Here is a 19679-nt window from a genome sequence, read left to right as displayed (position 1 = left end):
TCTATATCACAGGTCGGATTTTCCATGGAGTTCGGCGTCATCAGCCGGCATGATCAGATCCACGTGGCTTACTCCCAGAGCCTGAGCAATTTCATAGAGCGTTATGACGGTCGGATTGCGTCGGCCGCGCTCGAGACTTGAGAGGTACTGCTGGCTGTAGCCAGATCGAGCCGCGACTTCCTCCTGCGTCAGGCCCTTCTCCCGACGCAGGCGCGTGAAGTTCGAGCCGACCAGTTTGCGCATATCCATGCGCGGAAGATCGCCGTTTACATACTTTAAGTTTATCAACTATAGTATGTAAGCGCCTTCCTAGGTGGCGACGCCAACCCTTTGCGAAAGTGTCCAAATTCGCTAATAGGCATCGCACGGATGTGACGTAGCTTGAGTAAATTGCGGTCTTCGCACGTGGCTTGGTAAATAGATGCAGTGGCGACCCGCACCGTTAATGCTGGTGGATAGAGTGCACGAAAAACACAACGACCCGGTTTCGCATGATAAATTGGTGTTGAGGCCCCTGATCGGCTTGCTGCGTGGCAGGGATCCGTCGGAAGTCGAGGAGTTAGTCGTCCAGGAAGTCGAAAAACACCGCCGCCTACGGGATGAAGCTGTGCGGCTCGAAGCGATGCTCGAAGCCTCGACCGGTGATGGCGATCGACACAATGAAATCGATCGAGCTTACGTCACCGCGATGATCGCAGTTCACGCTCAGCAAACTGTCGTCTCTACCCTTCTCGACATCCTCGGTTATGTTCCCGAAATGACGAAGCCGAAGGCGCACTAGCTGTTAAATGATCCCGAGCTCCTTCGCCATCGCGGTCGCTTGAGGAAGCGTCGACACGCCAAGAGCCGCCTTTGCATTTCGGATGAAGAAGGCAACATTCGCATAAGACGTGTTCTCAATGGTGGCAATCGCCTTCATGGATTTGCCTTCCGCAGACCATCTCAGGCAAGTAAGTTCATCTGCCTTTAAACGAACGGGCTGATGACGCGTTGGTCGCACGCGCAACAGTTCGAGGCGCGAGTGAACCTGACCGACAGCCGCAGCCGCAGCAACTGGATTCAATGACTGCTGCTCGGCGAAATCAATGTCATCGGATGCAAAGGTGAGCATGGCCCATCGACCAAACCCCGTTCTGATTGGGACTGAGACGCCGGATCGAATACCAAACTCCGAGGCCTCGTCGCAGAACGTTCGGTGGGTTTTCGTCATTTTCGGGGTCGCTCGATTCGACCAGGCGAACGCCTCCATCCTGCTGTGCGCGTCCCGCACAATTGGATCGATCTTTGAATAGTGGCGTTCAAAGTACCGCTGCTGCCACGCCTGCGCATAGCTGGAGATCGCCTTCGGCATCTCGGCTTGCAAACTCAGATAGGCATAGGCGCAGAATCCAGCGTTCATCGCCGCGCGCTGAAGCGCGAATTTGACGCCGCTTTCGTCCTGGGCAAGCACGACCACTTCAGTGAGCTTCTCAAACCATTGATTCAATTCACGTCCTCCCGTTTGAGGTAATGAACGCAACCAGGTTGCATGTTTCTTATTGGGCCTCAAAAATCGAGGCATGCTAGTGCTCTAACTGCGCTATCGCAGGGATCAAGCTTTCCCGTCGAAAACATGATTATATTAGTAATATTATCGCGAATGTGTGATTGTATCGCAACATTTGTTTTCAACCTCTGAAATAGGCTCCGCTCAGTTTTCCCTGTAGGCAGATGGGAAAATGATGTCCTGGTCGACAAGGACATTGAATTTGTAGCCAGGTCGAATTTGGATCGTCGGCTGGACGTCCAGATTCTTCGAGATCGTTTGCTCGGCGACCCGGCTGAACGATTCCGCGAAATTCCGCCTAGCAGCATCGGACGCCGTCTCTTGTGTCTCGAGCGTCGAACTTTGAGGCATAGACATGTCGATCCCGGTTCCGATCAATGCGACTAGGGCAGCCGATCCGAATGTTCGCCAGAGGTGGCGATCGACCTTGTCACTGAAACCGCTATAGCCCTCGGCATCGGTGCCGGCCATGCCGCCAATTTGTAGGGTCGATCCATTCGGGAAAATGAGGTCGGTCCAGACAACGAGAACGCGCTCCTGGCCAAAGGACACCTTGGAATCATAACGGCCGAATAATTTGGCGCCTTGCGGAATGAGCAGGCGGTAACCGGTAGCACTATCGTAGACGCTCTGGCTGACCTGCGCTGTGATCCTGCCCGGAAGATCGGAATTGAGGCCGGTGATCAAAGTGGCAGGAATGACCGAGCCGCGCTTCAGCTCGTAGAGGGACATCTGCGGTACAACCTTGTTCGGCAGATAGCCCAGGTCTTTGATATCCTGATTGAAGAAATCCTCCTTGGTCGCTTGGCCGTTCTGATCGACGGTCTGCCCCGCGAGGCCGGATTTCATGGCGGCGGCATAGAGATCGGATGCATTGCTCGTAGTCGCTGTCGTATTCTGACGGCTGGGATCGGTGGGATTTGCTGCGGTTTTCTCAACTTCTGAGATGTCGACTTTCAGCGGCGAATCGAGCGCCGTGGCGCGAGCCTGAAGCCGCGCCATCCGTTGGCGCTGCGCCTCGCGGATATATTGTTCGTCCTGCTCTCGCTTTAGCCGTTCCTTCCACTCCTCGTCCGATTCAATCCGGGATTTTTGATTATTCTGCCGTTCCAGTGGACGCTCGATAGCAGTTTTCGGCTTGTCGTCTTTTGCGACGACGACCGGCGTTGGCTGAAACATCTCCTGCTTGTCTGGATCGCCGATGATCCCGTCAGTAATCCCCTTTTTGAGCTGATCACCGAAGTTGGTTGCTGGCGTGTTCGACGCGCTGTCGAGGCCGTTGTCGCGGTTGAAGATGAGGCCGCGCCAAGAGATGCCGATGACGACAACGCCGATGAACAGCACCACAATGGCGACGGCCACAATAATCGGTAAGCGATTGAGGCGGCGCATGCCTTGCTGGCCGTCTGTAGTGCCGGAGGCACCAAGCTGAAGCGACTGAACCATGAACTTCTCCGGTCAGGTGTGCTGCATGATCGAAAGCGGACTGGCAGGTGTCGCTCCTGCTGCCGTCGGGATGTATGCACGCCCAAGTGCGATCGAAGGCGTCGACAGGCGAACGAGAAACTGGCCATCGACGTTGAGGATCGAATAGGTCAGTTCCACGGGCTTTGCGTCTTTGGGAGCCTTTCCGTCGGTGATGACCGTGAACCCCCAGCCCTTGAGAGCGGCCACGAGTGCCGTAGCAAATTCGGTGGAATCTGTTTCCATCTTGATCGGTGCTTTTGGCGACGTGCCGATTTGCTCGACGAGCCTGCTCGCCAGGTCCCCGGCGATAGCGCCCGCGGCCGCTCCGGTGACCGTGGTGGGCATCGCGTTCGTGGAGAACACGTCCTTCGATATTTGGCAGCCCGATATGACGGCGGCGGTCAGGATAAGCACTATCAGCTTGCGCATGGTTAGCCTCCCCGCCTGATCGTGATCTTCTGCTGATGCCAGCCAACACCGGACACGAGGATCGCCCTGTCGACTGCGTAGTCGACGATCATCATGTCGTTTTTCATCCGATAGTTGACGATGCGGTTCTGGCCGCCGGAGACGACGAACAAGACCGGTGCATCCTGTCCCGAGATCGATCTTGGAAATTGGATGTAGGTTTTCTCACCATCCGAATAGACCCGCTTTGGCCGCCAGGGCGCGCTTCCGCTGATCGAATAAGAGAAGCTCAACTTGTCGGGCGCTGCCCCAGGGAACCTACCTGTTTCGATCCGCGCGTTGATGTCAGCGAGTTTGGTCGAGACGTCTTCTGGGTACTCGAAGCCGACGCGGGCCATGTATTGGCTCGGATGGGACTTGAGCTGGATATGATAGGTGCGCCGCGACGTTGTGACGACCATCGAGGTGATGAGACCGGGCTCCGATGGCTTCACGATCAGATGGATCGCTTGTCCACCGGTGGCGCCTGATGTTGCCGGTTCGACTTTCCAACGGACGGTGTCGCCGACCAGGACGTCGCGGACGATTTCGCCGCCCTGCAGCTCGATATCGCAGACCTGAAGTGGCGAGCAGACGACGGAGGGCTGCGTTTCGCCGAACAGGAAGATCACCTTTCCGTCCGGTCCCGTGGTGACGAGGCCAGCCGTTCCCCGCCACTTGTTCGATAGCCTGGTGGCCTTGAGCTCATCGGCCGTCATGCTCTGGGCGTGAGCGCCCATCGCGAAAACGAGTCCAGCCATGCAGCCGGCGGCTGCCATCAATCCAGTTCTGTGCATTAAGAATTCCTTGCCTTTAGAGCTGCGCTGTCCAGTCGAAATCGCGGACATAAAGACCGATCGGATTGAGGCGGATGGTCGCCTCGTCCTGCGGCGCGGTCAGTGCTACCGTCGCGATCCCGCGGAACCTGCGTGTGCCCGTTTCCTTGCCCTTGCGATCCCGTTCGTATTCGGTCCAGTCGATCTGGTAGGTCTGGTTGGAGAGCGCCACGATGTTATTGACTTCTATGGCGACTGTTGCAGTCTTTGCTTTCTCGAACGGTGAATTGCCTCTGAACCAGGCGTTGACCTTCTCGGTCGACGGGTCGGACATTCGCAACAGCGCATAAGTTCGGTCGATATATTGTTTCTGGACCACCGCGTCCGGCGTGATCGAACGAAAGCTCGTGACGAAATTGCCGAGCGTCGAACGCACCACCCGCACGTCCGCATATTCGATCTGCTCGGGGAAACCGGCCGTCACGGCGGTTCCCAGCTTGTCGACCTCGACGATGTAGGGCACAAGCTTGACCTGCGTGCTGAGATACATCGCATATCCAAAGCCAATCACGGCCATGGTCAGGCCCAATATTCCGACAATGCGCCATCCAGCGGCGGCTCGCACATACGATCCGTATCGTTCCGTCCATTCCTGCCGCGCAGCAATGTAGGGGTTTTCCGGGACGCGGTTCGATTCCATCGGTCATCGCTTTCTGATTGCTGTTAATCTTTGCGTTCGGGAGGTGGCTTTGGTCCGCCGTGACTTCCGCGGCTCTGTGCCAGCTTGGCATTGGCGAGACCCAGAATCGATCCCGCATAGGCGCCGGGAGCGCCGATCGCCTTCTCCTTCCCTGCGGAGCCGGCAGCTTGGGCCGCCGATCCGATTCCAGCACCGATCCCTCGCAACGCAGCGCCCGCGACCGACGATCCAGCCGCACGCGCCGCCTGCCCGGCCTGAAAGCCCGCGCCGACTGCGCCGCCCGCGAGGAAGCCCGCCCCGGCTCCGAAGGACGCCGCTTGACCGCCGTGCCGGATCGCTTCCATGCCTCCGGAAACCGAAGCTCCCTGAACAACGCCTTGAATGATGTTCGGCACATACATTGCGATGATGAACACCACGACAGCGATGCCGGCAATCGCAAGCGCCGTCTGGAACTGGTCGCCGACGTCTGGCTCGTTTGCCAACCCAATGAGCACTTCCGAACCGATGCGAGAGATCATGACCAATGCCATGAGCTTCATGCCCACCGAGAAGGCGTAGATCAGATATCGGATGGCGAAGTCCTTCGTGTACGACGACCCTCCAAGACCAAGCATGATCATTCCCGCAAGCAGGCCGAGATACATCTCCACCATGACAGAGACGAAAATTGCTGCGACGAGCGAAAACGAAATAACCACGACAACCATTGCGAAGGCGGCCGAGATCGCCAGCGCATTGTCCTCGAAAAGGCCGAACTGGATCTTCTCCGACATCTTGGTCGCGACGGCGAGTCCCGCGTTGAAGACGTCCGCTGGCGATGCGGTGCCACCGCCGGCGCCAATCTGAAAGAGACTGTCGACGACCGCTTTGGCGAAACTCGGTCCCTGCGCCAGCACAAAGGCAAAGAAGCCGACGAACATGATCCTTCGGACTAGCTCGGCAAACCAGCTATCGAGAGAGGCTGCCTGGAGCGCCAGCCAAACGGCTGCGATCCCGATCTCAATAGTCGCGAGGATCCAGAACAGTGACTTTGCCGCATCCATGACGGTGGTTTCCCACCCTTTCGCGGCAGTCGTGATCTGGGTTTGAAGGGAGGTCAGTACCGAGCCCTCCTGCGCGAGTACGGGCTGTGCCGAGAGCGTAGCGCAGGCTGCAACGAACAATGCCGCGTGCAGCGCGGCGAGTTGTTTCGTGTTCATGGGCGTCACCATTCGACCTTCATTTTCTCGCCGCCCGAGGTTGCGTAATCTTTCGACGAGTCGAAGAACTTCGCATGACGCTCTTGTGCCGCCTGTTTTTCCGGGATGATGAACCAGATGCCGGCACTCCCGAGAGCAAGAATGGTCGCGATCGCGGTCAGGATCACTTTGGTTCTCACCATTCCACCTTCATCTTTTCGCCGCCGGAAGTGGAAGGCGCGGTTGCGCCGAAAAATTTCTCCCGGCGTGCCTGTGCCAGGTCTTTGTCGGTCTGCTCGGTTTGGAGCCAGGTTCCCATCATTGTCATCTGCTGGGAGACGAGACCACGAAGCTTTTGCATCTGCGCGACTTGTTGCGCGGCGATCTCGTGGCCCACCTGCAGAGCTTTCATCTGGCCGTCGGCCGTTTCCGACATGGACCGCAGTGAGGACATGGTGTTTTCCTCGCTGTCGAACTGATCGGCCGTGAGGCTTGCCGCCTTCAGCGTGCTCGCAATCGTGTCGCGGTTGGTGTCCGACCAGGTTTGATAGGTCGAGGAGAAGGTTTCATTGTTTGGCAGATTGGTCTGCAGCGTCGAATAGCTCTGGAATCGCTGCTGCAGCACGTCGTCGGCATTGCCCATCGAGAATGCGATGCTCTGGCCCCGATCGACAATGCTCCGGAGCTGACTGAGGTCACTCTCGACCTGCCCCCACATATGCGACGGAAGGGTTGCAGTGTTCTGCAGCAGGTTCTGATATATGTTCAACTGCGTTTCGATCTGCTGTGCCAACTGATTGATCTGAGTGAGCTGGTTCTGGATTTGCTCGCCGGATTTTCCAACCAGGGCAACAAGCTCCCCGTTGTTCAGCACCTGCGTCCATTCGGTCGCAGCACCGGTGGCGGTGCCGGCATCGGCGGGCACTGTACTGCCGATCGCCAGGGCAATGGCCGCGAGAGCGGCGATCATTCTATTCGACGTTGAGCAGCGATGCGGCATCGTGAACTCCTCTCATCTGAAGCCAGTGAATCGGCCAGTCGCGGCCGTATTCGGCACGAAGCGCTCGAATGCGCTTCAGGTCTTCCTTGCCGGATGCACCGATGAAGCTAAGCGCCACGGGACCGAGCGCCATGTCGAACAGCCGCCGGCCTTCAGGGGAGACGACGTAATATTCTCGCTTGGGAATGGCGTTCGAAACGATCTCCACCTGGCGCGCGTTGAAGCCGAACCGCTCGTAGAATTCGCGGGTGCCGGGCTCGCGGGCGGCTCCATTCGGAAGGCAGATCTTCGTCGGGCAGGATTCTTTCAGCACGTCGATGATCCCGGAGCGCTCTGCGTCTGAAATGGACTGTGTGGCAAGCACAACCGCACAATTGGCCTTGCGAAGAACCTTCAGCCACTCGCGGATCTTGGCTCGGAACACCGGGTGGCCGAGCATCAACCATGCTTCATCGAGCACGATCAGGCTTGGCGAGCCGTCGAGGCGCTTTTCGATGCGGCGGAAGAGATAGGTGAGGACGGGCACGAGATTACGCTCGCCCATGTTCATCAGTTGCTCGATTTCGAAAGTCTGGAAGGCACCGAGCGTTAGCCCATCGGTCTCGGCGTCGAGAAGCTGGCCCATGGGACCATCGACCGTATAATGATGCAACGCGTCCTTGATCTCACGCATCTGCACCCCGCTCACGAAATCCGACAGCGAGCGCCCGGGTGCGCCGCCCATTAGGCCTACCTGCCGAGAGATTGCGTTGCGGTGATCGGGCGTGATGGTGACGCCCTGCAGCCCCACCAACATCTCGATCCATTCGGTGGCCCAGGCACGGTCTGCGTCGGTGGCAAGGTCCGAGAGCGGGCAGAAAGCCAAGGCGTTCCCCTCCTCCGCATGGTCACCGCCGATCTCGTAGTGATCGCCGCCGGCGGCCAGCGTCAACGGCAGAAGGGAGCTGCCCTTGTCGAAGGCGAATATCTGCGCGCGTTCGTAGCGCCGGAATTGGGCGGCGATCAGTGCCAGAAGCGTTGACTTCCCAGAGCCGGTTGGTCCGAATACCAAAGTATGGCCGACGTCGTCGACATGCAGGTTGAGCCGGAACGGCGTCGAGCCGCTGGCGACCTGCAGCAGCGGTGGCGAATTCGGAGGATAGAATGGGCATGGTGCGACCGGGCTTCCCGACCAGACCGAATTGAGCGGGACCAGGTCTGCGAGGTTGCTCGTATTGATCAGGGGTTCGCGAATGTTGGCGTACCAGTTGCCTGGCAGGCTTCCAAGATAGGCGTCGGTGGCATTGAGCGTTTCGACCCTTGCCCCGAATCCTTCGGCCTGAATCAGCCTTCGGATCGCCTCGGCTTTTTCCTGCAGCGCTTCGCGATCGCCGTCGAAGAGAACGATCACGGGCGTATAATAGCCGTAGGCAACAAGCTGCGATGACGCTTGCGCGATCGCGTCCTCCGTCTCAGCGACCATCGTCATCGCGTCCTGATCGACTGACCGGCTTTGCGTTTGAAAAAGTTGGTCGAAGAAAGGCCTGACTTTCTGCTGCCACTTCTTGCGCGTCCTCTCAAGCTTCTGGCGCGCCTCTTGCGCATCGAGGAAGATGAAGCGCGACGACCAGCGATAGGTGAGTGGCATCAGGTCGAGGCTGTTGAGAATCCCGGGCCAGCTCTCCGACGGCAGGCCGTCGAGTGCGACAACACCGAGGAAACGGTTCTCGACCTTGGGAGTCAGCCCGTGCTCGAGTTCCGCAGTGGCAACCCAGTCGAGATACATGGGAGCATCTGGAAGTCGGATCGGGTGGTTCTCGCCGGTGATGCAGAAGCGGACGAATTGGAGCAAATCGTCATAGCGGGAGATGCGCACCCCTCCCCTCTCGCGAACCTCACGTGTTTCCATCCGCCGAATCGAAACGGTGTTGGCGAAGTATTGCTCGATCTCGCGGATCGCGTTCCTGAAGATGAATAGCGCCGTGTCCGCATAGGTCTGCTTGCGGCTCTCCTCGTCGGAATAGATGTATTTGCTCAAAGCCGTCTTTTTGGACTCAAGCGGCCGATGGGTCAGGACCAGCGCGTGCTTGCTCTCGAAATGTCCCCGCTCTCGCTCGAAATGCGCCCGACGCTCCGCGTCGATCGCACGTGTGACGGCATCGGGGAAATGGCAGAGGTCATTCGATGGATAGTCGAAGGTCGAGACCCGGACGGCTTCGACTTGGATCATCCAGCCGCTTCCGAGCCGCGACAGAATTGCATTGATCTGCCGCGACAGGTCGTTGCGCTCGAGGTCGGTGGCACTTTCGGAATCAGGCCCGGCAAAATACCAGCCGGCCATCAGGCTTCCGTCTTTCAAAAGAAGGACGCCATTGTCGACTAGACCGGCATAGGGAACGAGATCCGCAAAGGATGGGCCGGTGGCACGAAAGCGTTTAAGAGCAACCAAAACGGCCTCCTCAGTATTTGCGCCAAGGCGAAGCGGTTGGCTTGTAATAAGGTCTGTAGGAAATGTGCCTGATATACACCTGACGCATCAGAGGATCTGATTTGGCCATCATGCGAAGCGCGCCGACGATCACGATCCACACAGCCACGCCGAAGAGCGCGGAATAAGTGGTCAACACAACGAAGATTAGAATGACAGCGGCGAGACCGGTGATCAGGACCAATTCCCGATCGGCGCCCATCAGGAGATTCGGGCGTGAAAGAGCGCGATGAATCCGATTTCGTTGAAGGCCCGTGAATGACTCAGCCATGACCAACCTCCCCGCCATTCGGTTGCGGAGGTGCCAACTGATTATCGACAGCACTGATCGATGCGCCGGTTGCGCCGAACAAGCCGACAATGTTTGTCGCACCCAGTAGGATGCCGGCGACAAGCACGATGTAGACGAGCCGCCGGGCGAAGTCGTTCAGTTCGCCGCCGAAGATCAGCATGCCGCCGGCGATCGCGACGGCAGCCAGGGCGATGGCACCCGCAACAGGACCTGTGATGGATGCCTGGATCTGCTGCAGAGGGCTTTCCCACGGAAGACTGCCGCCTGAACTGGCGAGTGCGGGGAAAGCCAGAAGAACCAAACCGATAGCGGCTAAACTAAGCGAACTGAATTTCCATTTAAGCTGCATCGAGTGCTTCCTCTGCGTAGGGTTCGATTTGGTACTGCCCGCCCACAAAGCGGCTGACATGGAGGATTTCCGAAACCCGCCGTCCCTTGGGCGTTCTCTCGATTGAAATGACGAGATCGACGGCATCGCCGATGACAGCCTGCATCGGCTGCTGACTGGCTTCAGCGGTTAGCTGTTCGAGCCGCTGCAGGGCTGAGCGTGCGGTGTTCGAATGTATTGTCGCTATCCCGCCCGGATGACCGGTATTCCAGGCTTTCAATAACGTAAGCGCCGCACCATCGCGGACTTCTCCCACAATGATGCGGTCGGGACGCAGTCGCATCGTGCTTTTCAGCAGACGCGACATATCGACGGTATCGCTCGTATGCAGGCATACGGCGTTGTCGGCTGCACATTGGATTTCCGCAGTGTCTTCGAGAATGACTAGCCGGTCTTCAGGTGCCTGAAGAACGATCTCACCGAGGATAGCGTTGGTAAGGGTCGTTTTGCCCGAACCTGTGCCGCCGGCCACGACGATGTTGAGTTTCGAGGCGACGGCGCTCCGGATGATTGCCGCTTGGTTTGCCGTCATCGTCTTGTTCGAAACATAGTCGTCGAGCGGAATCAGTCGTGACGCGCGCCTCCGGATCGTAAACGAAGGTCCAGCGACGACCGGCGGCAACAATCCTTCGAACCGGTGGCCGCCAATCGGCAGTTCGCCGGAAATGATGGGGCTTCGATCATCGACTTCAGAGTTGAGGACATGGGCAACACTGCCAATGACGGTTTCTGCGGCGGCCTGTGGCATCTCGCCTGCGGCCGCGATTCCGTGCCCCAATCTCTCGATGAAGAGCTTGCCGTCCGGATTGAGCATGATCTCAACCACACTTGGATCCTCGAGTGCGACACAAAGGCGATCGCCGAGGGCATTCTGGAGTTTGCTGACCAGGCGCGCGAGTGAGCGATGGTGTGAGCTCATCATGTCTCACGCTGCCTTCTGTTTAGAGATGGCGAACGAAGAGCGATAGGTTTGTGGACGGAGAAGATCGAAGCTGGCGCGGTCGGCTGCGAGGACGCCAGCGACACTGTGTGTTTCATTGATCATTACCGGGGCGCCGAGGCGGCGCATTGGCCAGCCGGCGCGCTTGAGGATCCGCTCAAACCGGAGATCGGTTGCGGTCGCGATTTCGGAATAGCCGTTCAGCATGCACCACTCGACGATGCCGGCAAACATCGCCAAGGTCGCATTGTGAAGCGAGCCCCCTGCCCTCCCCTCGATGAAAGCAGTGTCGACGCAAAATCGTGAGCTTTCGATCATGCGTTGATGAGAGGCAAGGTGACCAGTGTGGAGGAGCTGTGGGAAGACTGTCTGCAACATTGTCGTGCCGGTTGCCGGCAGCAATCGGGCACATCCGACGACGCGTTCGTCGGAACTGATCGCTACGATGTAAGTGGGTGACAAGGCGTCGAATTCATCGAATTCTCTGCCATCGAAGCATTGAACTTTCCAGGAAAGCCGCCCGCCAAATACCGTCGCACGAAGGCGATGCATTTGGTCGAGTAGTTGAAGATCTTCGGGCGCCTTGGCATGGCGGATCGCTTTTAGGTGCATTGAACGGGCCTCCTGCGTGAATCGTCGCGGGAGGTGTGCACGGGGTGGAGCAGCCAATCTACTCGCAAAAGTGTTAGCGGTGATTCTCGGTTTTTTCTCTTCCAGCAGGCTCGCCAGAGGTCTTGAGAGGGGTTTTTTACTAACAAAAGTGTCAGTAGGCCGTCTGTGACGTGTCTGGCCTTTGGCGGGAAACGCATTGAAAATGTTGTATATTTTAACGAAATGGTGCGACGAGCAATTCCCGTTGTTAAGGTTTCGTTAACCAACTATCGTTTGACGCGAACACGGAATCGGGTAACTGTGCCCTCGACGGAAATTTAGCGACGATCATGAAAAAACCGTCGTGAGGCAAAATGAAGACGAATGCGCGGCTCAGCGAACCACTTGAATCCTCTGCGGACAAGATCAGTCGGCAGTCCCAATTGCTATCGGCACAATTGCAGTCGATACGCGAGCGTCTGTACGAACCCGAGACCGCGAAGTCGTTGAAGACCTTTACTTCACGCGAGGTGGCGATGCTGCTTGGGATCGCGGAATCGACCTTACGGCAAATGTCCTTGGATGGAGAGAGCGCCATTCCAGATCGGCAGGACAACGGGCGGCGTATCTATACCCTTTCGCAGGTCAACCAGATCCGAGAGCACCTTGCCCGCAAACGCCCAGGAGAAGCGCTCGATTTCTTCCCGCGGCGCCGTGAAGGCGACAAGCTGCAGGTCATAGCCGTCGCTAATTTTAAAGGTGGATCTGCCAAGACTACCACAACAGTCCATCTTTCTCATTATCTCGCCATCAAAGGTCTTCGTGTCCTCGCCATTGATCTTGATCCTCAAGCTTCTCTCTCAGCAATGTTCGGATATCAGCCGGAGTTTGATGTCGACGAGAACGAGACGGTCTATGCGGCAATCCGGTACGACGATCGCCGCCGCCCAATACAGGATGTCATTCGGAACACCTACTTCGACGGGATCGATTTGATTCCGGCTAATTTGGAACTTATGGAATATGAACATGAGACGCCGCAGGCGATAGCTGAAGGGTATGGCCGAGGAGATGAAATCTTCTTCCGGAGGCTTGCAGCTGTAATTGCAGAGGTGGAGCAAAACTATGACGTCGTACTTATCGATGCCCCACCCCAACTCGGATATTTGACACTTGGCGCCTTGTGTGCGGCAACCGGACTGCTCATTACGATCCATCCGGCTATGATTGACGTAGCCAGTATGAACCAGTTCCTCGCTATGATGAGCGATCTTATGCACGTCATTGAGGAACGTGGGGGCGTTCTAAGCCACGACTTTATTCGTTACGTCATCACACGACACAATCCGAACGATGGGCCGCAGGTCAACGTCGTCACTCTCCTTCGGTCCTTGTTCAAGGACGATGTCCTTGCACCTGCAGTCGTTGATACGACCGCCATCGCAAGTGCCGGTCTTGAGAAGAAAAGCCTCTACGAGCTTACGCGGGGTAGTGTGAGCCGGGACACGTTGAACCGGGCGCTTGAATCCGTCGATGCCGTCAATGACGAGATCTTCCAGCACATCAAACAGGTGTGGGGTAGGTGATGGTCAATCCGCGCGAACGAAATCAGCGCATGAAGTCTCTTTTCGGGAACGTTGATCCCGATGCGCTTGCCAGGCAATCGTCCCCGGCCTCCTCTGAAACAGACAAGAAGCGTGTGGGTTCGACGGCCGTCAAGTCGATGGACCGCGCGTTCGTATCAATTGAGGAGGAAAACAAGCGTCTGCATGATCAGCTTCTCTCGGCTGAATCTATCGTGGAGATCGACCCCGAAAAGGTCATCCCCTCCTTCGTGAGTGATCGTCTCGACATTGAAGGCGATGTTAGCTTTGATGCGTTCGTTGAAGGCATCAAAGAGTCCGGACAGAAGCTTCCTATTCTCGTGCGTCCCATCGGTGGGAAAGCCGGTCACTATCAGGCAGCCTATGGTCATCGCCGGCTTCGAGCATGCCAGATCCTCAAGCGTCCGGTGAAAGCAATCATCCGGGAAATGACCGATGAAGAACTGGTGGTCTCACAGGGAATTGAAAATTCCGAGCGATTGAACCTGTCCTTTGTCGAGCAGGGTCTCTTCGCCCTCGCGTTGAAGGATCGCGGTTATACGCGCGAAACGATCTCGAACGCTCTTGGGCGAAAAGAGGGTCAAAAAATAAGTTATATTTCGACTCTAACGAACACCGTTGCTTTGATTCCGGAGAGCCTCATTCGACAGATCGGCTCCGCGCCCGCGGTTGGCCGGCCGAGATGGGAAAAGCTCGGCGCCCTCATCATTGATCGTAGTTTAAGCGCGTCGCAGCAGATGACGATCGACGAGCTTGTAGCTTCGAAGGCCTGGAGCGAGAGCGACAGCGATCAGCGTTTCGGCCTGATCTTGGACGCGTTAGCAAAATCCCCAAAGTCTTCCTCGGAAATAATCGAGATCCCGGTCGCCAACGGTGCTTTGATCTCGGCAAAGCGGACAGAAACGGGGACAAGAATATCCATTCCAGACAATCGACTCCCAGGGCTTTCGGCATGGCTGCTGCAACGGCTGCCGGACCTGGTGGACGAATTCCAGGCTAATCAGGAAAAGGATTCTGAGATGACTTGAACCCCAGAAACTGAAGGGGGTCCACCGACTGCAATCGGTAGACCCCAATCCATTAGCCAACGGATCGTAGTCGAACCGTCAGCATCAGCTCTAGCAAACTGATTCTAAGACGGTCGCCGCTCATAATCAAGTCTCTGTAACCCCAGAGGCCGGATTTTTGTGCGCGCATGCCGCGGGCTTCCTGACAATCTGATGATGGGAACTGCGTTTTCCTCGAGGACGCAGCAGGGTTGCTATGACCGAACCAGCTCATGTAGCTTCATTCAGACGCGTGACGCCTGGCATCGTTGCCAGTGCGCGCCTCGCGATGGCCAACGATATTCCAGATACAAGTAAAGCCGAGATCGCGCTGCTTCTGAAACGTGCCGCGCCAGTGCTCGGCATAGACGGAACCACCTATCACGTCATGGACATTCTCCTCGGCTTGTCGCGGACCGATGACTGGAAGGGCGACGGCCGGCCTGTAGTTGCCATTTCCAATGCGAAACTGGCTGAATACACGATGCGCTCGGAGCGAACCGTCATTCGCTGCATCAGGAGGCTCGTTGAACTCGGCGTCGCGGCCTATCGAGACAGCTCAACAGGACGGCGGTTTGTTTACCGAAGCGAGAATGGTGAAATGCTTACGGGGTACGGCATCGATTTCACCCCTGCCCGTGTACGCGCAGCCGAGATCCGAAATGCGGTCAATGAATACCACTCGAAGCTAAACGAAGATCTTGCAGCGAAACGGGACATTGCTCGCCTTTCTCGCGCTATTGAAGATCTTTGCGTTGCGTATCCCGACGAAGCGGACTCTCTTCGAAAAGAGCTGCAGGATGGACTCTCCTTGGATGGATTGCATGCACGCGCAGAGCACTTGAGATCCCTGCATGCTCGGGCGGTCGTGTCGCTCGGACCGAAAGATACCACCCTTAGTTTGTCATGCGAGGGTGACATCAACGTCACGCCTAATATGACTACAACCCAAGAACCTTATTCTGAAAGTAAGAAAAACCGGATCCGCTCTAACGAGCGGAACTTCAAACTAACTGACGGCAGCTCCGCTGCCGAAACGGCTTTAGAAAAAAAGCCTGGCGGACCGCCGGCAAATTGGCAAGATAAATTGACGCCTGAACCACAGCGTCAAGTCGGCTCAATCCAAGCTGACGTGTTGGGCGCGGTTTCTATCGGCCTACTCAAGTCAGCTTGCCGTGAAGCGCAGGTGATGACTGGCATCGAATTTGATAGCTGGTCCGCAATCGCGCGGTCCGGAGAGGTTTTCCGGCGGATGATTGGGCTGTCCGAGGCCGGATGGGCTGATGGCCACACGAAGGTCGGCCCTCTTGCAGCAAGTGCGATTCTGGCCACGGTTCTGGAGAAGTATATTCGCGATCCGGATCATATTTCGAAACCGGGTGGCTACTTCCGGGCGATGGTCGAACGTGCAATCGATGGAAAGCTGAATTTGGAGCGCAGTTTGTTCGGGCTTGCGGATTCGAGATACGGCAATTGATGGGGGTAACAGCTGTTACCCCCATCAATCTTACTGAGCCAATTCCAGTAGGGTAACAGCTGTTACCCTACCCACCGCAACAGTTGGATGGCAGAGGTAAGAGATGCGGACTTCAGCGATAGAGCTTCCTGCATTCACTGCGCTCGGACACAGCAATCTCAATTTCCATGCTCCAGAAGCTGGCGTCATCTGCTGGACGAATCCCCAAGGCTGGCACGAGCATCAGACTAGATAGTCCGCTCTACTCGTGAGATCCAATGCTTCTGTGAGCCTTTCTGCATGCATGTGCTCTTCCGCAGCGTTGCTTTCGAATTTTCCGGTAACAAGGTTGAGTGTGCCATCAGAAAAGACTGCGAACTCGACATTGATGAGGTGGTCTGTGCCCTCGGCCTTGCTGGAGATTGTACCTGCGGATTTGTCGAAATGGTATGAAGCAAATTGGGACTGGTAATAGGCATGGTCCACGCCCTCGCCGCCATCGAGAACATCGTTGCCCCCAAACCCTTCCAAGCGATCTCTTCCGCCGCGCCCCTCGATCATGTTGTGTTGGTCGTCGCCTCGCAGCCTGTCTGCGAAGCCGGAACCGGTCAATCCTTCTATCGACTTGAAGACGTCGCCTGCGGCGTCGTGGGTATTTTGCGACGCATCGGAAATATCGGCGGTCACGCCCTTGGTGGCGAGTTTGTAACTTGCATAATCGAGACCTGCGCCCCCGATCAACTCGTCGTGTCCGGCCCCGCCGTTTAGTCGATCGCCGCCTGTTCCGCCGACCAGTTTGTCATCGCCCGCCAGGCCGTAGAGATAGTCACCGCCGCCACCGGTCTTGAGCACGTTTTCGTCGGCGCTTCCGATAACGAGGTCTCGATATGGCTTGGTGAATGTGCCGCGATGGGTGGTGTCGTAATTGTTGGGCAAATCCGGATATTTCTTGACCCAGGCGCTGTCGATCTTGGCGCCGTCTGTATAATGCACGCCCCGCTCGATAATCTGTCCGTGGGCGTCCTAAGCCATATAGGAAAGCTCCTGAGTGTAGCCGGCCTGCTTGTAGATTGTGTTGGCAAAGAGCTGGTTGTCGCCGGCCGGCGATGCCTTTGTTGAGCAACGCTTCGAAATCACCTTCAACGTAATTGAACTTGATGACGTGTTTTTCGTCCATGACCCAATGCTCGAACATCTGTCGCGCGACAGACGATTCCTTGTAGGCCTGCTTGATGACGCCACGGATTGCATCACTGTCGCTTTTCGAAAATGCGTCGTCAATTTTCGTAGCTTTCAAAACGTCGTGGACACTCAACGGCGAAGCCCTCCTGGGCCAAATTGCCGGCACTAGAGAGCATATAGGGGCGTGTCAAAATCACAGGTCAAGTCCAGATCATCCGGGCGGCAGGAGTTTTCGTCCGGTGTTCTGCGTCGAGGGTTACGAAGTGATCGCGGCGATCTTCCCAATGATGGGCGCTCGCCGCTGCCCCGTCTGTTCTCCGTGATCTCAGTTGGAGCGGTAAGCTGAATTTTCGCCGATTGTTTTTAACGGCTCGCCTTGGGAGCATCTTAAAGCCGAGACGCTTTGGTGACTTTGATGCGGAAGCGGTCGCGCTGCCAGGGATATTTGCGGGTCATTTCCGCGCTTGCATGTCTGCACATAACGCGCATCGACTTTAGCGGAGAAAACGAGACTGGCGCCCAGCGCGCGTGTGGCGTTCATTTCGCAGCCTTAATTGAAGAGCTAAACTGAAATTCCTGTCGCGATTTTGACCTAACAGTTTCATGCCGCAGAGAGGCGAGGGGCGTAGCCCCCCAGGGGACGCAGCTCGTTGTAGGGCGGTCAGGCCTGAATGACATGCCGATGTTTTCCTCATTTATCGACATGTGTTCTCAACACGTCGATGGTGGCGACATGCTTATAGAGCGTGTCGGTTGATGCGAATGCGATTCGCCAAAGCTCAATCTGACGCAGGATGAAATGGCCGCTATCTTGCGCACGAGCCTGTCTGGATACAAGAAATGGGAGCAGGGCAAACGCCAACCCTCCGGTGCTGCTCGGACCTTACTGCGGATCATGGCGCGCGAGCCTGAAGCGGTTCTGCGAGCTCTCTCTGCGGGAGCGGCTGGTGACGAAATCAAGCCTGCCGAAGTGGCAGCTTACCGAACGACCATGTTCAGGTGGTGAGCCGGTGCCGACCAACAAGTCACAGCGACGACCGTTGTTTCACGAAGTCGTCTCGGCGACAAAATCAGGCGTCCGACAGTAGCCCGTCGAACACTTCCAACAGCGCATCGACGATCGCTTGGCCTAGGGCGTTGCCGGCGTCGGCGATCTTGTCATCGGACATGTCGCGTGCAGCAAGTGCCAGATCGCCACCCTGGTCGGCGACGATGGCCCGCGCGCGCTCGATCGCCCATTGCGCAAAGTCGCTGCGGTTTTCGATGGCCATTGTTTCGGTCACGGGCTCGTCGGTCATTTACGATTTCTTCTCAGTTCGGGAGGTATCGATCAGATGCGCGTTGAGTTTTGCGTACGCGCTTCTTCCGAGAAGTCAACGGCAACGAGTCTGTCTGACGCTGTCGGGTCGTTTAGCCAACGGACCGGAGGATTAATCCTGGCCTTGGCGGCGAGGGCAAGTAATGGCCGGCCTGAAATAGCTCAGCTGATATGCGGCCAGGCCGCAACGGCGACCGGCACCACCAAGCCGAACACAATGGCCGTCGCGAGCCGCAACAACCGAATTCGGCGTGTCCGCCGACCGTCCCAATCATAAGCCATGACCGCCCTCCGAGATTGGCATTCAAGCAAACCAACACATACGAGTCAATTGACCGCCGCACCGAATTTCCAGCCGCAGCGAAGCCCCGCTTTGGTCGGCCGACCCGGTTCTTCCACGAACAGAGCATCTCGTTTGGTGACGCGAAGCGTAGCGCCATGCCGTTGGATGCCTTCGATCTTCCTGGCTTGCATCGCGCGAGAAAAGCCAGCATGGTGCCGGCGTTCAAATCGCCCGCCGCCGGCTCGTGCAAATTTTTGGGAAGAGAAAAGATGGCCACTGGTACCGTCAAATGGTTCAACGCAACAAAAGGCTTTGGTTTCATCCAGCCGGATGATGGGAGCGCCGACGTCTTTGTCCACATCTCCGCCGTCGAGCGGGCTGGACTGCGCGGTCTCAACGACGGCCAGAAGATCAGCTATGAATTGGTCAAGGATCGTCGTAGCGGCAAGATATCGGCTGACAACCTGCAGGCTTAAGCCTCGATTGCGATGCCGGAGGGGAACAGGTCGGGAGAGCTTGGCCTGTTTCGTGGCGTGCGCGCCATCCCAGAGACTAAGAATCATCAAGCCGGAGTCGATTGTGGAAACCAACCAACACGGCCACCTGGTCCTGGAATGTATGCAGCGCCTGGACATGGAGGTTGGAGACCGCGTCAGCGTCGACGACCTGGCGGAATACGCCTTTGCCCAGGGCGTGGAGTTGGACGAGCTGGAAAATGCCATCATCCATGCCAGCTCAAATGGATGGATTCACGCAGCGGGCGATCAGGTCTATCTCACCGCCGACGGATACAAGCTCCTTAACCCCGCCAACGATAACGCCCAAACGATCATTCTGCCGAATTGACGCCACCGCCGTGGGCGCGCCGCGATGCGGATGAGTTCGCCAAGGATTTGACTAGTCAGCGTGGTTGGCGGCCGGTTCCAACCCATTTGAGTGACTGAGGGGAGTGCGCCTCAAGCCAACGCGTCGTGCTTTCCTGGTGATGAACGAAC

Annotated in this window: 23 protein-coding genes and 1 pseudogene; 7 read left to right on the top strand and 17 right to left on the bottom strand. The window is 57.0% G+C overall.

Going from position 1 to position 19679, the window contains the following annotated elements; genetic code table 11:
* Positions 1-6: 6 nt before the first annotated feature.
* Positions 7-249: a helix-turn-helix domain-containing protein gene (locus AC1DYF_RS14060; RefSeq protein WP_477877340.1), complete on the bottom strand. Its 243-nt coding sequence runs from the start codon at positions 247-249 to the stop codon at positions 7-9.
* A 172-nt stretch (positions 250-421) separates the two neighbouring features.
* Between AC1DYF_RS14060 and AC1DYF_RS14055 the strand changes: the two genes are divergently transcribed.
* Entirely contained in the window at positions 422-781 is a 360-nt protein-coding gene (locus AC1DYF_RS14055) for a transcriptional repressor TraM (protein ID WP_477877339.1), read from the top strand.
* Between the two features lie 3 nt (positions 782-784).
* Here AC1DYF_RS14055 and AC1DYF_RS14050 read toward each other — a convergent pair whose 3' ends face one another.
* The 13 genes from AC1DYF_RS14050 to traI form a co-directional block, all read right to left on the bottom strand.
* Positions 785-1486 carry an autoinducer binding domain-containing protein gene (locus AC1DYF_RS14050; RefSeq protein ID WP_477877338.1) on the bottom strand — a complete coding sequence of 234 codons (702 nt, stop codon included), beginning with the start codon at positions 1484-1486 and terminating at the stop codon, positions 785-787.
* A 204-nt stretch (positions 1487-1690) separates the two neighbouring features.
* The gene (trbI, locus tag AC1DYF_RS14045; RefSeq protein WP_477877337.1) at positions 1691-2992 is read right to left on the bottom strand and encodes an IncP-type conjugal transfer protein TrbI; all 1302 of its coding nucleotides are present in this window, start codon (positions 2990-2992) and stop codon (positions 1691-1693) included.
* Between the two features lie 12 nt (positions 2993-3004).
* Positions 3005-3442, bottom strand: a complete 438-nt coding sequence (trbH, locus tag AC1DYF_RS14040) for a conjugal transfer protein TrbH (protein WP_477877336.1) — start codon at positions 3440-3442, stop codon at positions 3005-3007.
* Positions 3443-3444: 2 nt separating this feature from the next.
* Positions 3445-4257 carry a P-type conjugative transfer protein TrbG gene (trbG, locus tag AC1DYF_RS14035; RefSeq protein ID WP_477877335.1) on the bottom strand — a complete coding sequence of 271 codons (813 nt, stop codon included), beginning with the start codon at positions 4255-4257 and terminating at the stop codon, positions 3445-3447.
* Positions 4258-4273: 16 nt separating this feature from the next.
* Positions 4274-4936: a conjugal transfer protein TrbF gene (locus AC1DYF_RS14030; RefSeq protein ID WP_477877334.1), complete on the bottom strand. Its 663-nt coding sequence runs from the start codon at positions 4934-4936 to the stop codon at positions 4274-4276.
* Positions 4937-4959: 23 nt separating this feature from the next.
* Positions 4960-6138: a P-type conjugative transfer protein TrbL gene (gene trbL, locus AC1DYF_RS14025; protein ID WP_477877333.1), complete on the bottom strand. Its 1179-nt coding sequence runs from the start codon at positions 6136-6138 to the stop codon at positions 4960-4962.
* A 5-nt stretch (positions 6139-6143) separates the two neighbouring features.
* Positions 6144-6320 carry an entry exclusion protein TrbK gene (trbK, locus tag AC1DYF_RS14020; protein ID WP_477877332.1) on the bottom strand — a complete coding sequence of 59 codons (177 nt, stop codon included), beginning with the start codon at positions 6318-6320 and terminating at the stop codon, positions 6144-6146.
* Positions 6314-7117 (bottom strand): P-type conjugative transfer protein TrbJ, encoded by an 804-nt coding sequence (gene trbJ, locus AC1DYF_RS14015; protein WP_477877331.1) that lies wholly within the window; start codon positions 7115-7117, stop codon positions 6314-6316. The genes trbK and trbJ overlap by 7 nt, the downstream gene beginning before the upstream one ends.
* Positions 7089-9545 carry a conjugal transfer protein TrbE gene (locus AC1DYF_RS14010; protein ID WP_477877330.1) on the bottom strand — a complete coding sequence of 819 codons (2457 nt, stop codon included), beginning with the start codon at positions 9543-9545 and terminating at the stop codon, positions 7089-7091. The genes trbJ and AC1DYF_RS14010 overlap by 29 nt, the downstream gene beginning before the upstream one ends.
* A 10-nt stretch (positions 9546-9555) precedes the next feature.
* Positions 9556-9855 (bottom strand): conjugal transfer protein TrbD, encoded by a 300-nt coding sequence (locus AC1DYF_RS14005; RefSeq protein WP_477877329.1) that lies wholly within the window; start codon positions 9853-9855, stop codon positions 9556-9558.
* Positions 9848-10225 (bottom strand): TrbC/VirB2 family protein, encoded by a 378-nt coding sequence (locus tag AC1DYF_RS14000; protein ID WP_477877328.1) that lies wholly within the window; start codon positions 10223-10225, stop codon positions 9848-9850. The genes AC1DYF_RS14005 and AC1DYF_RS14000 overlap by 8 nt, the downstream gene beginning before the upstream one ends.
* Positions 10215-11186: a P-type conjugative transfer ATPase TrbB gene (gene trbB / locus AC1DYF_RS13995; protein WP_477877327.1), complete on the bottom strand. Its 972-nt coding sequence runs from the start codon at positions 11184-11186 to the stop codon at positions 10215-10217. The genes AC1DYF_RS14000 and trbB overlap by 11 nt, the downstream gene beginning before the upstream one ends.
* Positions 11187-11189: 3 nt before the next feature.
* Complete coding sequence (traI, locus tag AC1DYF_RS13990; RefSeq protein ID WP_477877326.1) at positions 11190-11816, bottom strand: acyl-homoserine-lactone synthase; 627 nt, start codon at positions 11814-11816, stop codon at positions 11190-11192.
* A 353-nt stretch (positions 11817-12169) separates the two neighbouring features.
* On the opposite strand from traI, the gene repA reads away from it, so the two are divergent.
* The 3 genes from repA (at position 12170) to repC (ending at position 15922) form a co-directional block, all read left to right on the top strand.
* On the top strand, positions 12170-13381 hold the full coding sequence (repA, locus tag AC1DYF_RS13985) for a plasmid partitioning protein RepA (protein WP_477877325.1): 1212 nt from the start codon (positions 12170-12172) through the stop codon (positions 13379-13381).
* Positions 13381-14427: a plasmid partitioning protein RepB gene (repB, locus tag AC1DYF_RS13980; RefSeq protein WP_477877324.1), complete on the top strand. Its 1047-nt coding sequence runs from the start codon at positions 13381-13383 to the stop codon at positions 14425-14427. The genes repA and repB overlap by 1 nt, the downstream gene beginning before the upstream one ends.
* Before the next feature lie 235 nt (positions 14428-14662).
* Positions 14663-15922 carry a plasmid replication protein RepC gene (gene repC, locus AC1DYF_RS13975; protein WP_477877323.1) on the top strand — a complete coding sequence of 420 codons (1260 nt, stop codon included), beginning with the start codon at positions 14663-14665 and terminating at the stop codon, positions 15920-15922.
* 222 nt (positions 15923-16144) lie between these two features.
* Here the strand turns inward: repC and AC1DYF_RS13970 are convergent, their stop codons facing one another.
* Entirely contained in the window at positions 16145-16837 is a 693-nt protein-coding gene (locus AC1DYF_RS13970; protein ID WP_477877322.1) for a hypothetical protein, read from the bottom strand.
* A 633-nt stretch (positions 16838-17470) separates the two neighbouring features.
* Positions 17471-17609: pseudogene (locus AC1DYF_RS13965) on the bottom strand (integrase); the annotation flags it as partial.
* Positions 17610-17882: 273 nt separating this feature from the next.
* Between AC1DYF_RS13965 and AC1DYF_RS13960 the strand changes: the two are divergent.
* Positions 17883-18089, top strand: a complete 207-nt coding sequence (locus tag AC1DYF_RS13960) for a helix-turn-helix domain-containing protein (RefSeq protein ID WP_477877321.1) — start codon at positions 17883-17885, stop codon at positions 18087-18089.
* A gap of 64 nt (positions 18090-18153) precedes the next feature.
* Here AC1DYF_RS13960 and AC1DYF_RS13955 read toward each other — a convergent pair whose 3' ends face one another.
* Positions 18154-18381 carry a hypothetical protein gene (locus tag AC1DYF_RS13955; RefSeq protein WP_477877320.1) on the bottom strand — a complete coding sequence of 76 codons (228 nt, stop codon included), beginning with the start codon at positions 18379-18381 and terminating at the stop codon, positions 18154-18156.
* A 572-nt stretch (positions 18382-18953) separates the two neighbouring features.
* Here AC1DYF_RS13955 and AC1DYF_RS13950 point away from each other — a divergent pair.
* Both AC1DYF_RS13950 and AC1DYF_RS13945 read left to right on the top strand, forming a co-directional pair.
* A complete protein-coding gene (locus tag AC1DYF_RS13950) occupies positions 18954-19160 on the top strand; it encodes a cold-shock protein (protein WP_477877401.1) in 207 nt (68 codons plus the stop codon).
* Between the two features lie 103 nt (positions 19161-19263).
* Entirely contained in the window at positions 19264-19530 is a 267-nt protein-coding gene (locus AC1DYF_RS13945; RefSeq protein ID WP_477877319.1) for a hypothetical protein, read from the top strand.
* The last annotated feature ends 149 nt before the right edge of the window (positions 19531-19679 follow it).

Source organism: Rhizobium sp. P2_G9 (genome assembly GCF_056403475.1).
This window is presented reverse-complemented; position numbering and strand designations above follow the sequence as displayed.

Coding starts and splice junctions, on each gene's coding strand:
- AC1DYF_RS14060 (WP_477877340.1), bottom strand. CDS start 249: ATGGATATGCGCAAACTGGTCGGCTCGAACTTCACGCGCCTGCGTCGG.
- AC1DYF_RS14055 (WP_477877339.1), top strand. CDS start 422: ATGCAGTGGCGACCCGCACCGTTAATGCTGGTGGATAGAGTGCACGAA.
- trbI (WP_477877337.1), bottom strand. CDS start 2,992: ATGGTTCAGTCGCTTCAGCTTGGTGCCTCCGGCACTACAGACGGCCAG.
- trbH (WP_477877336.1), bottom strand. CDS start 3,442: ATGCGCAAGCTGATAGTGCTTATCCTGACCGCCGCCGTCATATCGGGC.
- trbG (WP_477877335.1), bottom strand. CDS start 4,257: ATGCACAGAACTGGATTGATGGCAGCCGCCGGCTGCATGGCTGGACTC.
- AC1DYF_RS14030 (WP_477877334.1), bottom strand. CDS start 4,936: ATGGAATCGAACCGCGTCCCGGAAAACCCCTACATTGCTGCGCGGCAG.
- trbL (WP_477877333.1), bottom strand. CDS start 6,138: ATGAACACGAAACAACTCGCCGCGCTGCACGCGGCATTGTTCGTTGCA.
- trbK (WP_477877332.1), bottom strand. CDS start 6,320: ATGGTGAGAACCAAAGTGATCCTGACCGCGATCGCGACCATTCTTGCT.
- trbJ (WP_477877331.1), bottom strand. CDS start 7,117: ATGCCGCATCGCTGCTCAACGTCGAATAGAATGATCGCCGCTCTCGCG.
- AC1DYF_RS14005 (WP_477877329.1), bottom strand. CDS start 9,855: ATGGCTGAGTCATTCACGGGCCTTCAACGAAATCGGATTCATCGCGCT.
- AC1DYF_RS14000 (WP_477877328.1), bottom strand. CDS start 10,225: ATGCAGCTTAAATGGAAATTCAGTTCGCTTAGTTTAGCCGCTATCGGT.
- trbB (WP_477877327.1), bottom strand. CDS start 11,186: ATGATGAGCTCACACCATCGCTCACTCGCGCGCCTGGTCAGCAAACTC.
- traI (WP_477877326.1), bottom strand. CDS start 11,816: ATGCACCTAAAAGCGATCCGCCATGCCAAGGCGCCCGAAGATCTTCAA.
- repA (WP_477877325.1), top strand. CDS start 12,170: ATGAAGACGAATGCGCGGCTCAGCGAACCACTTGAATCCTCTGCGGAC.
- repB (WP_477877324.1), top strand. CDS start 13,381: ATGGTCAATCCGCGCGAACGAAATCAGCGCATGAAGTCTCTTTTCGGG.
- repC (WP_477877323.1), top strand. CDS start 14,663: ATGACCGAACCAGCTCATGTAGCTTCATTCAGACGCGTGACGCCTGGC.
- AC1DYF_RS13960 (WP_477877321.1), top strand. CDS start 17,883: ATGGCCGCTATCTTGCGCACGAGCCTGTCTGGATACAAGAAATGGGAG.
- AC1DYF_RS13955 (WP_477877320.1), bottom strand. CDS start 18,381: ATGACCGACGAGCCCGTGACCGAAACAATGGCCATCGAAAACCGCAGC.
- AC1DYF_RS13950 (WP_477877401.1), top strand. CDS start 18,954: ATGGCCACTGGTACCGTCAAATGGTTCAACGCAACAAAAGGCTTTGGT.